Here is a 13,823-nt window from a genome sequence, read left to right on the forward strand (position 1 = left end):
CGCGCATAGGCCAATTGGGCGCCCGCCGAGCGGTTATCGACCTTGGGTCGGGGGCACACGTGCCGGTATGGGCTGGACGCACGACTACAACGACGTAGCACGCGACGGCCGCTCCACGAGCGGCATGAGCATCCACCGACGAGGCGGCACCCCGCAACTGGCGGGTGCGGACCCACGGGTGGGCATCCCCCTCATCCTGCGCCGCCGGGCCCGCTGGGTCTCGGTACGACTGCGCCACCAACGCGGCTCGCAGGTCTAGATCCCCCGGGTGACCGCTAGAGCGCGCAGCTGTCGCTGTCCACCTGCTGGTTGGCGGCGCGGCCCTCGCTGATGTCCTCGCGGATCTCGTCCACGGTGAGCGCGTAGCCGGTCTCGGGGTCGTCCAGGGACTTGGCGAAGACCACGCCGTAGACCTCGCCCTCGGGCGTCAGCAGGGGGCCACCGGAGTTTCCCTGACGGACGGTCGCGTACAGCGAGTAGACGTCGCGGCCGACGGTGTTGCGGTGGTAGATGTCCGGACCGTTGGCGGTGATGCGCCCGCGGATCCGCGCGGCACGGACGTCGTACGCGCCGTTCTCCGGGAAGCCCGCGACGATCGCGCCGTCGTCGCGGCTCGCGTCCTCGTCCGCGAACCGCAGGGCGGGCGCGTCCAGTTCCGGCACGTCGAGTACGGCGATGTCGCGCCGCCAGTCGTAGAGGACGACCGTCGCGTCGTACTTCCTGCCCTCGCCGCCTATCTGCACGGTGGGCTCGTCGACGCCGCCCACCACATGGGCGTTGGTCATGACCCGGCGGTCGCCGAAGACGAAGCCGGTGCCCTCCAGGACCTTGCCGCAGTCGGGGGCTGTGCCCATGACCTTGACGATGGACCGCTTGGCGCGGTCGGCGACGGGGCTGTTCGCCAGCGCGGGGTCGGGCGGCTGCGTGTCGGGGATCGACTCGTTGGCGAAGGGGCTGAAGACCTGCGGGAAGCCGTTCTGCTCAAGGGCCGACGTGAAGCTCTCGAACCAGCTGTCGGCACCCGCGGGCAGCACCTCCTGCATACCCCCCAGCACCGTGGACTGCCGCACCTCCTTGCCGATCGTCGGCATCGTGGTCCGGGCCAGCGCGGAACCGATCAGCCAGGCGACCAGGAGCATGGCGACGACGTTGACCAGGGCGCCGCCGGTCGCGTCCAGCGCGCGGGCCGGGGACCAGGTGATGTACCGGCGCAGCTTGTTGCCCAGATGCGTGGTGAGGGCCTGGCCGACGGAGGCGCACAGGATGATGACGACGACCGCGACGACGGCGGCGGTCGTGCTCACCTCCGCGTTGTCCGTCAGTACGTCCCAGACGACCGGAAGCAGATAGACGGCGACGAGACCGCCCCCGAGGAAGCCGGTCACCGACAGGATGCCGACGACGAAGCCCTGACGGAACCCGACGATCGCGAACCAGACGGCGGCCAGCAGCAACAGGATGTCCAGCACGTTCACTGATTCAGGCCTCGCCTTGTCGTCTTCGGTACGCAGGCCACCCTGTCATGCGCGCCAGTCCAGCGGGACCTGCTTGTCCCGGTCCCAGGGCCGCTCCCAGCCCGCGAAGTGCAGCAACCGGTCGATGACGCCGGCGGTGAAGCCCCACACGAGCGCCGATTCGACCAGGAATGCCGGGCCCCGGTGTCCGCTGGGATGGACGGTGGTCACCCGGTTGGCCGGGTCCGTGAGATCCGCCACGGGGACGGTGAAGACCCGCGCGGTCTCGTTGGGATCGACGACGCCGACCGGGGAGGGCTCGCGCCACCAGGCCAGCACCGGGGTGACGACGAAGCCGCTGACCGGGATGTAGAGCTTGGGCAGGGCACCGAAGAGCTGCACACCGGACGGATCGAGCCCGGTCTCCTCCTCCGCCTCGCGCAGGGCGGCCCGCAGCGGCCCGTCGCCCCGCGGATCACCGTCCTCGGGGTCGAGGGCACCGCCCGGGAAGGCCGGCTGTCCGGGGTGGGAGCGCAGGGAGCCGGCCCGCTCCATGAGCAGCAGCTCGGGGCCGCGGCCGGCCCGGCCCGCGCCGTCCCCGAAGAGGATCAGCACGGCGGACTGGCGGCCGGCACCGTCCGCGGGCGGCAGGAAGCGGCTCAGCTGCGTGGGCCGCACCGTCTCGACGGCCCGCACCACCGGGTCCAGCCAGTCGGGCAGACCCTCCTTGCTGAGCATCGCTCCCCGCGCGTGGCCCTGCGTGTCGCTCGCCCGTGTCATCCACACCCCCGTCCTGCCGACTCCAACGCCCGACGCCCCCGGGATCGTTCCGTCACCCGGACCCCAGCGGCGGTGCCGCCTTCCCGCCCGCGTCCAGGTAGGCGCGCGGGGGGTTCAGCCGCTGGCCGGGGAAGCCGCCCTTCTCGTACTTCAGCAGCTTCTTCGCTTTCTCCGGGTCCGTCTCGCCCTCGCCGTACGCCGGGCAGAGCGGGGCGATGGGGCAGGCGCCGCAGGCGGGCTTGCGGGCGTGGCAGATGCGGCGGCCGTGCCAGATCACGTGGTGCGAGAGGTCCGTCCAGTCGCTCTTCGGGAAGAGCGCGCCGACGGCGGCCTCGATCTTGTCCGGGTCGGTCTCCTCGGTCCACTGCCAGCGGCGCACCAGGCGCTGGAAGTGCGTGTCGACGGTGATGCCGGGGCGGCCGAAGGCGTTGCCGAGCACGACGAAGGCGGTCTTGCGGCCCACACCGGGCAGTTTGACGAGGTCTTCGAGGCGGCCGGGGACCTCGCCGCCGAAGTCCTCCACCAGGGCCTTCGACAGCCCTATGACCGACTTGGTCTTGGCCCGGAAGAACCCGGTCGGGCGCAGGATCTCCTCGACCTCCTCGGGGTTGGCGGCGGCCAGGTCCTCGGGGGCGGGGTACTTGGCGAAGAGCGCCGGGGTGGTCTGGTTGACCCGCAGGTCGGTGGTCTGGGCGGACAGCACCGTGGCCACGACCAGCTGGAACGGGTTCTCGAAGTCCAGCTCGGGGTGGGCGTACGGGTAGACCTCGGCCAGCTCGCGGTTGATCCGTCGGGCCCGGCGGACCAGGGCGGTGCGCGACTCGCCGCGCGGCGGCTTCGCGGCGACGGTCTTCGCCGGGGCGACGCCCTTGACGGCGGCGGAGGCCTTCTTGGGGGCGACGGCGGGCGTCCTGGCGGGGGCCTGCCTCTTGGCGGGGGTCTGCTTCCCGGCCTTGGCGGGGGCTCGCTTCCCGGCCTTGGCGGATGCCTGCTTCTTGGCGGGCGCGGCCTTCTTCGCGGAGGCCGCCTTCTGCGCAGGGGCCGCCTTCTGCGCGGCCGCAGTCTTCTGCGCGGCCGCAGTCTTCTTCGCGGGCGCAGCCTTCTTCGCGGGCGCAGTCCTCTTCGCGGGCGCAGCCTTCTTCGCGGCCTTCTTCACGGCATCCTTCTCCGCGGTCACCCTCTTGGCAGCAGGCGCCGCCCTCTTTGTCGCTTTCGCCGTTTTCCTACCGCCATCGGGGCCCTGTTCGCCCACAGCGGAATCGCGACGTACAGTCACCCGCGCAGCCCCCTCGGCCTGTGCTCTCACCGGCGATTTGGACACCCGGCCAGCCTACGGCCCGGCACCGACATCCGCCCCGGACCCCGAAGATCGACGTCCAATTGGACCCCTGCCGCGTACCCCGGGACACCAGTGCGGCATCCTTGTGACAGATCACACTGTTTGGACTGTCCGGCAAAATGGGCACCACGGACCCCTGGTACACCGGGGGAACAAGATCCTCTGAGCCGGTCGACAAGGAGAGAACTCGTGGACGACGTTCTGCGGCGCAACCCGCTCTTCGCGGCGCTCGACGACGAGCAATCCTCGGAGCTCCGCGCCTCCATGAGTGAGGTGACCCTCGCCCGCGGCGACACCCTGTTCCACGAGGGGGACCCCGGAGACCGCCTCTACGTGGTCACGGAAGGCAAGGTCAAGCTCCACCGCACGTCCCCCGACGGGCGCGAGAACATGCTGGCGGTGGTCGGTCCCAGCGAGCTGATCGGTGAGCTGTCGCTCTTCGACCCGGGCCCGCGCACCGCGACCGGCACCGCGCTGACCGAGGTCAAGCTGCTGGCCCTCGGCCACGGCGACCTGCAGCCCTGGCTGAACGTCCGCCCCGAGGTGGCCACCGCCCTGCTGCGCGCCGTCGCGCGCCGCCTGCGCAAGACCAACGACGCCATGTCGGACCTGGTCTTCTCGGACGTCCCCGGCCGCGTCGCCCGCGCCCTGCTGGACCTCTCCCGCCGGTTCGGCGTGCAGTCCGAGGAGGGCATCCACGTCGTGCACGACCTGACGCAGGAGGAGCTGGCCCAGCTGGTCGGCGCGTCCCGCGAGACGGTCAACAAGGCGCTGGCGGACTTCGCCGGGCGCGGCTGGCTCCGCCTGGAGGCCCGCGCGGTGATCCTGCTGGACGTGGAGCGGCTCGCCAAGCGCTCCCGCTGACCCCGCCGGCCCGCGCCCCGGGTCCCTTCGTCAGCCGAGTGGCTGGATGAGCCCGTGCTCGTCCAGGTACTCGAGCTGCGCCCGCACCGAGAGCTCCGCCGCCGGCCACAGCGACCGGTCGACGTCCGCGTACACGTGGGCGACGACCTCGCCCGGCGTCCGGTGACCGCTCTCCACCGCCGTCTCGACCTGGGCGAGGCGGTGGGCGCGGTGCGCGAGGTAGAACTCCACGGCGCCCTGGGCGTCCTCCAGGACCGGCCCGTGGCCCGGCAGCACCGTGTGCACCCCGTCGTCGGCCGTGAGCGACCTGAGCCGGCGCAGCGAGTCCAGGTAGTCCCCGAGACGGCCGTCCGGGTGGGCCACCACCGTCGTACCGCGCCCCAGGATCGTGTCGCCCGTCAGGACCGCGCGGTCGGCCGGGAGATGGAAGCACAGCGAGTCGGCCGTGTGCCCGGGCGTCGGTACGACCCTCAGCTCCAGGCCGCCGACGCCGATCACGTCGCCCGCCGCCAGCCCCTCGTCGCCCAGCCGCAGGGCCGGGTCCAGCGCCCGGACGTGCGTGCCCGTCAGCTCGGCGAAGCGCGCTGCGCCCTCCGCGTGGTCCGGATGACCGTGCGTCAGGAGGGTCAGCGCGACACGCTTGCCCGCGCGGGCGGCCGTGTCGACGACGTGGTGCAGGTGGACGTCGTCCAGTGGGCCCGGGTCGACCACGACGGCCAGGTCGGAGTCGGGTTCGGCGAGGATCCAGGTGTTCGTGCCGTCCAGCGTCATGGCGGAGGGATTGGGCGCCAGGACGTTCACCGCGCGTGCGGTGGCCGGTCCCGAGAGGACGCCGCCCCTGGGCTGGCCGGGCAGTGCTGCTGCGTCCGTCATGCGGTGGCTCCCCCGGTCGGGTCGGAAGGTGTCGCGGGCGCCGGCGCCGTACTCGGCACGTGCTTGGTGAACTCCTCGTGCCCCGGCCAGGAGAGGACCGCCTCGTCGCCCTCCAGCCGCGCCCGCGCGAGCACCGGGGTCATGTCGCGGCCCGGCGCCGACGCCAGCGCCTCGGCCGCCGTACCGCAGGCCGCGAGCCCGCGCAGGGTCGCGACGGTCGGCGGCATCATCAGCAGCTCGCCCTTGTCGTACCCGGCCGTCGCCTCCGCCGGCGTGATCCACACCGTGCGGTCGGCCTCCGTGGAGGCGTTGCGGGTGCGCTGCCCCTCGGGGAGCACGGCCACGAAGAACCAGGTGTCGTAGCGCCGGGACTCGAACTCCGGGGTGATCCAGCGGGCCCAGGCGCCCAGCAGGTCGGAGCGCAGGACGAGGCCCCGGCGGTCCAGGAACTCCGCGAAGGACAGCTCGCGGGCGACCAGGGCGGCGCGGTCCGCCTCCCAGTCTGCGCCGGTCGTGTCGCCGGCCACGGAGTCGCCGGTCGGGCCGGCGAGCAGGACGCCCGCCTCCTCGTACGTCTCCCGGACGGCCGCGCAGACGATGGCCTGCGCGCCCGCCTCGTCGACGCCGAGCCGGTCCGCCCACCACGCGCGCGTGGGGCCCGCCCAGCCGACGGCGCGGTCGTCGTCACGCGGGTCGACGCCGCCGCCCGGGTAGGCGTACGCGCCCCCGGCGAACGCCATGGAGGTGCGTCGGCGCAGCATGTGGACGGCCGTACCGGCGCCGGTGTCCTTGAGGAGCATGACCGTGGCCGCGCGTTTCGGGGCGACCGGGGTGAGGGTGCCGGCCGCCAGCGCGCGGATGCGGTCCGGCCACTCCGGTGGGTACCACTGCCCGTTCGCCTGCGGATTCGCCATGGCCGGAGGCTATCCGGTGACGGGCGGATGTTCGAGTGGTCCCAGAAGCGGGACGGACGGCAGGGACGTACGTCAGCCGGGAAGGCCGGCCAGCCACTCGGTGAGCAGCCGGTTCGTCTCGTCGGGGCGCTCCTGCTGGAGCCAGTGCCCGCAGCCGTCCAGCAGGTGCGAGGCGCTGAGACCCGGCAGGGTCGTGGGGTACGCCTCGATCGCGTCGGACAGCCAGGTCGTGGAGGCGTCCAGGGCACCGCCGAGGAACAGGGCGGGCTGGGTGACCGGGGCGCCCGCGTGTCCCGCCAGGTCGGCCCAGTCGCGGTCCATGTTCCGGTAGCGGTTGAGGGCCCCGGTCAGGCCGGTGCGCTCGAACTCCGCCGCGTAGACGTCCAGCTCCGCCTCGGTCAGCCAGGAGGGCAGCCGCCCGGCGGCCGGGAACCGGTCGCGCAGCCTGCCGCCGGGGGCGACGAAGTGCGGGTCGGGGGCCTCGGGCGGGGGCATGGTGTCGGCGGAGAGGGCGGCGTAGAAGCCGGCCAGCCAGCCGCGCACGTCGGGCTCGATCTCCGCCTCGGCGCGTCCGGGCTCCTGGAAGTAGGAGACGTAGAACTCCTGCCCGGCGAAGGGACCGGAGGGGCCGCTCATCCCCGCGAAGACGTCGCTGGGCCGCGGGCCGCCCGGCGGCGTGTACGGCACGCTCAGCAGCCCCACCGCGCGGAACACGTCGGGCCGCAGCAGCGCGGAGTGCGCGGCGATGTTCGCGCCCCAGTCGTGGCCGACGACGACGGCGGAGCGCTCCCCCAGGGCCTCCACGACGGCGACGTTGTCCGCCACCAGGTCCAGCATCCGGTACGCCTCGACCGCGTCCGGCCGCGAGGAGCGCCCGTAGCCCCGTACGTCGATCGCGACGGCCCGGAACCCGGCGGCGGCCAGCGCGGGCAGCTGGCGGCGCCAGGAGTACCAGGACTCGGGGAAACCGTGGACGAGCAGGACCAAGGGCCCGCTGCCCTGCTCCACCAGGTGGACCCGCCCCGCGGGCGAGGGCACCAGCCGGTGGACCCACTGATCATTCACGGACGGCGACTGCGGCACGACTCCTCCTGACACGTACGGCCGAACGACCGGGCCCGGATGCACGGCCCGGTCTCCGGGTCCGATCCTGCGGGTGGCAGGCGAGGGAGGCGAGGATTGTTGCCGGGGTGGCAAAGAGGGGCGCGACGCCCCGTCACGCCACCCCCGCGGTTCGTGCCCGGCTACGCCTGGACCAGCTCCACCTGGATCTCGACCTCGACCGGAGCGTCCAGGGGGAGGACCGCCACGCCGACCGCGCTGCGGGCGTGGACGCCCTTGTCGCCCAGGGCCGCGCCGAGCAGTTCGCTGGCGCCGTTGATCACGCCGGGCTGGCCGGTGAAGTCGGCCGCGGAGGCCACGAAGCCGACGACCTTCACCACGCGTGCGACGCGGTCGAGGTCACCGGCTACGGACTTCACTGCGGCCAGGGCGTTCAGCGCACAGGTGCGGGCGAGTTCCTTGGCCTCCTCGGCGGTGACCTCCGCACCCACCTTGCCGGTGACCGGAAGCGCGCCGTCCACCATCGGCAGCTGGCCCGAGGTGTAGACGTAAGGCCCGGACTGCACGGCCGGCTGGTAAGCGGCGAGCGGGGGCACCACCTCGGGCAGCGTCAGGCCGAGCTCGGCCAGCTTCGCCTCGACGGCGCTCATGCCTGCTTCTCCCGCTTCAGGTAGGCGACGAGCTGCTCGGGGTTGTTCGGCCCGGGCACGACCTGGACGAGCTCCCAGCCGTCCTCGCCCCAGGTGTCCAGAATCTGCTTCGTGGCATGGACGAGCAGCGGCACGGTTGCGTATTCCCACTTGGTCATGCGGCCGACTCTAGCCGTTGCACGGAGCCCCTCCGCGGGCCGACCACGGCGACGTTGTCCACAGCCTCCGGCGTACTCCGCGCGCGGACTGGTTACGCTCGAATACGTGAGCAGGCTCCAGGTCGTCAGCGGCAAGGGCGGAACCGGTAAGACCACGGTGGCCGCCGCCCTCGCGCTGGCCCTCGCCACCGAGGGGAAGCGCACGCTTCTCGTCGAGGTCGAGGGCCGCCAGGGCATCGCGCAGCTCTTCGAGACGGAGGCGCTGCCTTATGAGGAGCGGAAGATCGCCGTCGCTCCAGGGGGCGGGGAGGTGTACGCCCTCGCCATCGACGCCGAACAGGCGTTGCTGGACTACCTCCAGATGTTCTACAAGCTGGGCAGCGCCGGCCGGGCCCTGAAGAAGCTCGGCGCGATCGACTTCGCGACCACCATCGCGCCGGGCGTCAGGGACGTCCTGCTGACCGGCAAGGCGTGCGAGGCGGTCCGCCGCAAGGACAAGAGCGGACATTTCGTCTACGACTACGTCGTCATGGACGCCCCGCCGACCGGCCGCATCACCCGGTTCCTCAATGTGAACGACGAGGTGGCGGGCCTCGCGAAGGTCGGCCCGATACACAATCAGGCGCAGGCCGTGATGCGGGTGCTGAAGTCGCGGGAGACGGCCGTGCACCTGGTGACGCTGCTGGAGGAGATGCCCGTCCAGGAGACCGCCGACGGCATCGCCGAGCTGCGCGCGGCACGCCTCCCGGTGGGCCGGGTCGTCGTCAACATGGTCCGTCCCGCGGTGCTGGACGCCACCGACCTGGACCTCGTACGGGACACCCCGCGTACGGCGCTGGCGCGGTCCCTGTCGGGCGCGGGGCTGGGCGGGGCGCGGCGCGGCGGGCATGCCGAGCGGCTGGTGGACCCGTTGCTGGCGCAGGCCGAGGAGTACGCCGAGCGGTACACGCTGGAGCAGGAGCAGCGGTCCGTCCTGACCGACCTCGGCCTGCCGCTGCACGAGCTGCCACTGCTCGCCGAGGGCATGGACGTCGCGGGCCTGTACGAACTCGCCACCGAACTGCGGAAGCAGGGGATCGCATGAGTCCGGACCCGGCCGCCCGGCCCCAGGAGGGCGCGCGGCGCCTCTCCCACGCGCGCGTGCTCGACGTCGACCCGCTGCTGGAGGACCCGAAGACCCGCATCGTCGTGTGCTGCGGCGCGGGCGGGGTCGGCAAGACGACCACCGCGGCGGCCCTGGGCCTGCGCGCGGCCGAGCGGGGCCGCAAGGTGGTCGTCCTGACCATCGACCCGGCCCGGCGGCTCGCCCAGTCGATGGGCATCGACTCTCTGGACAACACTCCGCGCCGGGTGAAGGGCGTCGACGACTCGGCGGGCGGTGAGCTGCACGCCATGATGCTCGACATGAAGCGCACCTTCGACGAGATCGTCGAGGCGCACGCGGATCCCGAGCGGGCGGCGGCGATCCTGGGCAACCCCTTCTACGCGTCACTCTCGGCGGGCTTCGCGGGCACGCAGGAGTACATGGCGATGGAGAAGCTGGGGCAGCTGCGGGCGAGGGACGAGTGGGACCTCATCGTCGTCGACACGCCGCCGTCCCGTTCGGCACTGGACTTCCTGGACGCTCCCAAGCGCCTCGGGTCCTTCCTGGACGGCAAGCTGATCCGGGTCCTGCTGGCACCCGCGAAGGTCGGCGGCCGGGCCGGCATGAAGTTCCTCAACGTCGGCATGTCGATGATGACCGGCGTCCTGGGGAAGGTGCTGGGCGGGCAGTTCCTGAAGGACGTGCAGACCTTCGTGGCGGCGATGGACTCCATGTTCGGCGGGTTCCGTACGCGCGCGGACGCGACGTACAAGCTGCTCCAGGCGCCCGGCACGGCGTTCCTCGTGGTCGCGGCCCCGGAGCGGGACGCGCTGCGCGAGGCCGCGTACTTCGTGGAGCGGCTGGCGGCCGAGGACATGCCGCTGGCCGGTCTGGTGCTCAACAGGGTCCACGGCAGCGGCGCCGACCGGCTGTCCGCCGAGCGGGCGCTCGCCGCCGCGGAAAATCTTGAGGAGCCCCGCATTGTGGATCAGAGCGGCGGGAAAGCTGGACTTCGTAACTCCCCCGACACGCACGGAAGTTCAGCCCCTCACGAGGACGACGTACCGGACGCGGCGACGCCGGACGCAGCGCCGCCGGCTATGGACACACAGGACGCGGACACGCAGGACGCGGACACGCAGGGCCCCGACACGCCGGACGTGGGCACGCCGGAGCGGTCCGTGGACCAGCTGGCCTCGGGCCTGCTGAGGCTGCATGCGGACCGGATGCACCTGCTCGCCCGCGAGCAGCGCACGCGCGACCGCTTCACGGCGCGTCATCCCGAGGTGGCGGTCACCGAAGTGGCCGCGCTCCCCGGTGACGTGCACGACCTCGCCGGCCTGCGGGACATCGGGGTCCGTCTCGCGACGGTCCACCCCGAGCTGCCGGAGACGGACGTCTGACACCGACCGGGTCGTCCGAGGAGCCCGGAGCGGCGGCTCAGCCCACGGCCGTGCTCAGCCCACGGCCATGTAGTCCTCGTACACCTCGTCGTCGTCGAGAGGCAGGATGCCGGCCCCCCGCTCGTACTCCGTCCGCGCCGTCTCCAGCAGCCGGCGCCAGGACGTCACGGTGGGCCGCCTGCGCAGCAGTGCGCGGCGCTCCCGCTCCGTCATGCCTCCCCACACGCCGAACTCGACGCGGTTGTCCAGCGCGTCGGCCAGGCACTCGGTCCGCACCGGGCATCCGGTGCACACCGCCTTGGCCCTGTTCTGCGCTGCTCCCTGAACGAACAATTCGTCCGGATCGGTAGTGCGGCAGGCGGCCTGCGCACTCCAGTCGGTTACCCAGCCCATACCGGCGCCGTCCTCTCCCGAATCGAGGCTCCCCCACGGCGGCAGCGGCATATTCACCGCCGCCAGTTGAGGACGTTACGGAAGGTGGGCACAGCGCAACACCCCCTTCGGGCCCAATCTTGAATGGCCCGAACGGACTATGGGTAAGCGGCAGATCACCCGGGGGAGTGAGCTGGCGACATGCGCGACGATCCCGACATTCGGGTCATCTCTCTTGCGCCACAACGGACACCGATTGACACACAAGGCGGATTCGGACACGTAATCCACACGCCGTGGCACGCGCCGACACACACCAACGCGCCCCCAGTGGGGCCCCTCAGAAAAAAACCGAGCGGATCCGGAACGATTCGGGGTCGCCGGACGTATTGATACGTGGCCGCACTGCTGTGACAGTTGAGTGCAGCTTAGGCCAAGGCATATACGCGTGTCCGGCGAATGAGAACGTAGGCTGCCTTCATGCCAAAGAAGCGCTCGGGCGGTGGTCTGTCGCCAACGCAGCAGGCCGCCAAGTTCCTCGGTGTCAGTGTGCTCGCGGGAGCGGTGCTGGCCGGCATCGCGCTGCCCGCCGTAGGCGCGCTGGGGCTGGCGGCCAAGGGGTCGGTGGAGGGCTTCGACGCCCTCCCGGCCAACCTGAAGACTCCCCCGCTGAGCCAGCGCACCGCCATCCTCGACGCCGAGGGCGGCATCATCGCCACGGTCTACTCGCGCGACCGCACGGTGGTCGACCTCAAGGACATCTCGCCGTACATGCAGAAGGCGATCGTCGCGATCGAGGACTCGCGCTTCTACCAGCACGGCGCGATCGACCTCAAGGGCGTCCTGCGCGCGCTCAACAAGAACGCGCGCAGCGGCGAGGTCTCCGAGGGCGCGTCCACCCTCACGCAGCAGTACGTCAAGAACGTCTTCGTGGAGGAGGCCGGCGACGACCCGACGAAGGTCGCCCAGGCCACCCAGCAGACCCTCGGCCGCAAGATCCAGGAGCTGAAGCTCGCGATCCAGGTCGAGGAGGAGCTGGGCAAGAAGAAGATCCTCGAGAACTACCTGAACATCACCTTCTTCGGCCAGCAGGCGTACGGCGTCGAGGCCGCCGCCCAGCGCTACTTCTCCAAGTCCGCCAAGGACCTCAACATCCAGGAGTCCGCCCTCCTGGCCGGCATCGTCCAGTCACCCAGCCGGTACGACCCGGTCAACGACGAGGCCGAGGCCACCAAGCGGCGCAACACCGTCCTGACGCGGATGGCCCAGGTCGGCGACATCTCCCAGGCGGAGGCCGACAAGGCGAAGGAGGCGCCGCTCGGGCTGAAGGTCAGCCGGCCCAAGAACGGCTGCATCACGGCCGTGAAGAACGCCAGCTTCTTCTGCGACTACGTGCGCGAGGTCTTCCTCAGCGACAAGGTCTTCGGCAAGACCCGCCAGGACCGGGCCAAGGTCTGGAACCAGGGCGGCCTGACCATCCGTACGACGATGGACCCGCAGGCCCAGGAGTCGGTCCAGCAGTCGCTCAAGGACCACGTCAACAAGTCGGACTCGGTCGCCGCGGCCAGCACGCTGGTCGAGCCCGGCACCGGCAAGATCGTCGCGATGGGCCAGTCGAAGCCGTACGGCTACGGCAAGAACGAGACCGAGTACAACTACTCGGTCGACGCGGCCTACGGCGGCTCCAACTACGGCTTCCCGACGGGTTCGACGTTCAAGCCCTTCCTGGCGGCCGCGGCGCTGGAGCAGAACGTACCGCCGACGAAGGAGTACTCGTCGCCGTACGACATGGACTACCCGAGCCCCATCCAGACCTGCGACAAGCCCTGGATCAACGACAAGAACTACCGCGTGGAGAACGAGAACGAGTCGGAGGTCGGCCCGTACCGCCTGAAGGAGGCGATGGCCAAGTCGGTCAACACCTACTTCGTGCAGATGCTCGCCGAGATCGGCCTGTGCCCGGTCTCCGAGATGGCGGACAAGCTCGACGTCCACCAGGGCAACGGCGACAAGCTGCCGCAGAACCCCTCCGCCCTCGCCCTCGGCTCGGTCGGTATGTCCCCGCTGACCATGGCGAGCGCCTACGCGACCTTCGCCTCGCGCGGCATGTACTGCACGCCGGTCGCCATCGAGTCGATCACGCAGAAGGTCGGCAAGAAGCAGACGTCGCTCGAGGTGCCGAAGTCCACGTGCTCGCGGGCCATGACCGAGAAGACCGCGGACAGCGTGAACACGCTGCTGCAGGGTGTGGTCGACTCCGGTACGGGTAGGGAGGCCGGCCTCAGCGACCGCGCCAACGCGGGCAAGACCGGTACGACCGACGAGCGGAAGAACGCCTGGTTCGTCGGCTACACGCCGAACATGTCGGGCGCCGTCTGGGTCGGCAGCGCCACCCAGAAGGTCGAGATGAAGAACATCACGATCGGCGGCGTCTACCACCCGCTCGTCTTCGGTGGCGCGGTTCCCGGTCCCATCTGGAAGGACGCCATGACCGGCGCCCTGGCCGGCAAGGACTCCCCCTCCTTCAACCTCGTCGACATCCCGGACGGCGAGAAGGAGAAGGACAAGGGCCGCGACGAAGGGGCCGAGGACCCGGGCCGGGACGACGGGAACAACGGCGACGACGGCTTCATCGGCGGCCTGGTCGACGGCGGGACCGGCAACGGCGGCAATGGCAACGGCGGCGGGGACGGGGACGGCGGCTTCCCCGGAAACCTGTTCCGGGGGGCCGGGAACGGCCCGGGCGGACGGGACTGATCCCGGGCCCACCCGAGTCCGACGAAGTGAGGGCGCCCTCCGCGGTTCGCGGAGGGCGGCCGGGCGGCGCATGCGCGCGGGTCCCCGCGGCGACCGGCGGCCGCCGGGGGCTG

General features: G+C 71.5%; 14 protein-coding genes. 5 read left to right on the plus strand and 9 right to left on the minus strand.

What is annotated here, in order from left to right; all coding sequences use genetic code 11:
- Positions 1-67 precede the first annotated feature (67 nt).
- Entirely contained in the window at positions 68-259 is a 192-nt protein-coding gene (locus ACFW01_RS16450; protein ID WP_234959429.1) for a hypothetical protein, read from the plus strand.
- A gap of 16 nt (positions 260-275) precedes the next feature.
- Here ACFW01_RS16450 and ACFW01_RS16455 read toward each other — a convergent pair whose 3' ends face one another.
- From ACFW01_RS16455 to nth, 3 genes are read right to left on the minus strand one after another with little or no spacing between them, the layout of a single operon-like run.
- A complete protein-coding gene (locus ACFW01_RS16455; protein WP_234959428.1) occupies positions 276-1,475 on the minus strand; it encodes a MarP family serine protease in 1,200 nt (399 codons plus the stop codon).
- Between the two features lie 45 nt (positions 1,476-1,520).
- The gene (locus ACFW01_RS16460) at positions 1,521-2,234 is read right to left on the minus strand and encodes a CoA pyrophosphatase (protein ID WP_234959427.1); all 714 of its coding nucleotides are present in this window, start codon (positions 2,232-2,234) and stop codon (positions 1,521-1,523) included.
- Positions 2,235-2,286: 52 nt separating this feature from the next.
- A complete protein-coding gene (gene nth / locus ACFW01_RS16465; protein WP_384504167.1) occupies positions 2,287-3,411 on the minus strand; it encodes an endonuclease III in 1,125 nt (374 codons plus the stop codon).
- A 351-nt stretch (positions 3,412-3,762) separates the two neighbouring features.
- Here nth and ACFW01_RS16470 point away from each other — a divergent pair, with 351 nt between their 5' ends.
- A complete protein-coding gene (locus ACFW01_RS16470) occupies positions 3,763-4,437 on the plus strand; it encodes a Crp/Fnr family transcriptional regulator (RefSeq protein ID WP_234959425.1) in 675 nt (224 codons plus the stop codon).
- 30 nt (positions 4,438-4,467) lie between these two features.
- Here ACFW01_RS16470 and ACFW01_RS16475 read toward each other — a convergent pair whose 3' ends face one another.
- The 5 genes from ACFW01_RS16475 to ACFW01_RS16495 all read right to left on the minus strand — a co-directional run bounded on the left by ACFW01_RS16475 (position 4,468) and on the right by ACFW01_RS16495 (position 8,094).
- On the minus strand, positions 4,468-5,310 hold the full coding sequence (locus tag ACFW01_RS16475; protein ID WP_234959424.1) for an MBL fold metallo-hydrolase: 843 nt from the start codon (positions 5,308-5,310) through the stop codon (positions 4,468-4,470).
- Positions 5,307-6,224 carry an NUDIX hydrolase gene (locus ACFW01_RS16480; protein WP_384504170.1) on the minus strand — a complete coding sequence of 306 codons (918 nt, stop codon included), beginning with the start codon at positions 6,222-6,224 and terminating at the stop codon, positions 5,307-5,309. Before ACFW01_RS16480 ends, ACFW01_RS16475 begins: the two co-directional genes overlap by 4 nt.
- Before the next feature lie 72 nt (positions 6,225-6,296).
- On the minus strand, positions 6,297-7,307 hold the full coding sequence (locus ACFW01_RS16485; RefSeq protein ID WP_384504172.1) for an alpha/beta fold hydrolase: 1,011 nt from the start codon (positions 7,305-7,307) through the stop codon (positions 6,297-6,299).
- Between the two features lie 161 nt (positions 7,308-7,468).
- Positions 7,469-7,936, minus strand: coding sequence for a RidA family protein (locus tag ACFW01_RS16490; protein WP_384504174.1), 468 nt, complete (start codon positions 7,934-7,936; stop codon positions 7,469-7,471).
- Complete coding sequence (locus ACFW01_RS16495) at positions 7,933-8,094, minus strand: DUF4177 domain-containing protein (protein WP_003975360.1); 162 nt, start codon at positions 8,092-8,094, stop codon at positions 7,933-7,935. The genes ACFW01_RS16490 and ACFW01_RS16495 overlap by 4 nt, the downstream gene beginning before the upstream one ends.
- 106 nt (positions 8,095-8,200) lie before the next feature.
- Between ACFW01_RS16495 and ACFW01_RS16500 the strand changes: the two genes are divergently transcribed.
- Both ACFW01_RS16500 and ACFW01_RS16505 read left to right on the plus strand, forming a co-directional pair.
- Positions 8,201-9,178 carry an ArsA family ATPase gene (locus ACFW01_RS16500; protein WP_384504176.1) on the plus strand — a complete coding sequence of 326 codons (978 nt, stop codon included), beginning with the start codon at positions 8,201-8,203 and terminating at the stop codon, positions 9,176-9,178.
- Positions 9,175-10,581 carry an ArsA family ATPase gene (locus ACFW01_RS16505; RefSeq protein ID WP_384504178.1) on the plus strand — a complete coding sequence of 469 codons (1,407 nt, stop codon included), beginning with the start codon at positions 9,175-9,177 and terminating at the stop codon, positions 10,579-10,581. The genes ACFW01_RS16500 and ACFW01_RS16505 overlap by 4 nt, the downstream gene beginning before the upstream one ends.
- Before the next feature lie 54 nt (positions 10,582-10,635).
- Here the strand turns inward: ACFW01_RS16505 and wblA are convergent, their stop codons facing one another.
- Entirely contained in the window at positions 10,636-10,974 is a 339-nt protein-coding gene (gene wblA, locus ACFW01_RS16510; RefSeq protein ID WP_234959418.1) for a transcriptional regulator WblA, read from the minus strand.
- Between the two features lie 459 nt (positions 10,975-11,433).
- Here wblA and ACFW01_RS16515 point away from each other — a divergent pair, with 459 nt between their 5' ends.
- Positions 11,434-13,710, plus strand: a complete 2,277-nt coding sequence (locus ACFW01_RS16515; RefSeq protein ID WP_384504180.1) for a transglycosylase domain-containing protein — start codon at positions 11,434-11,436, stop codon at positions 13,708-13,710.
- Positions 13,711-13,823 lie beyond the last annotated feature (113 nt).

Source organism: Streptomyces sp. NPDC058985, assembly GCF_042740985.1.
Taxonomy (GTDB): Bacteria; Actinomycetota; Actinomycetes; order Streptomycetales; family Streptomycetaceae; genus Streptomyces.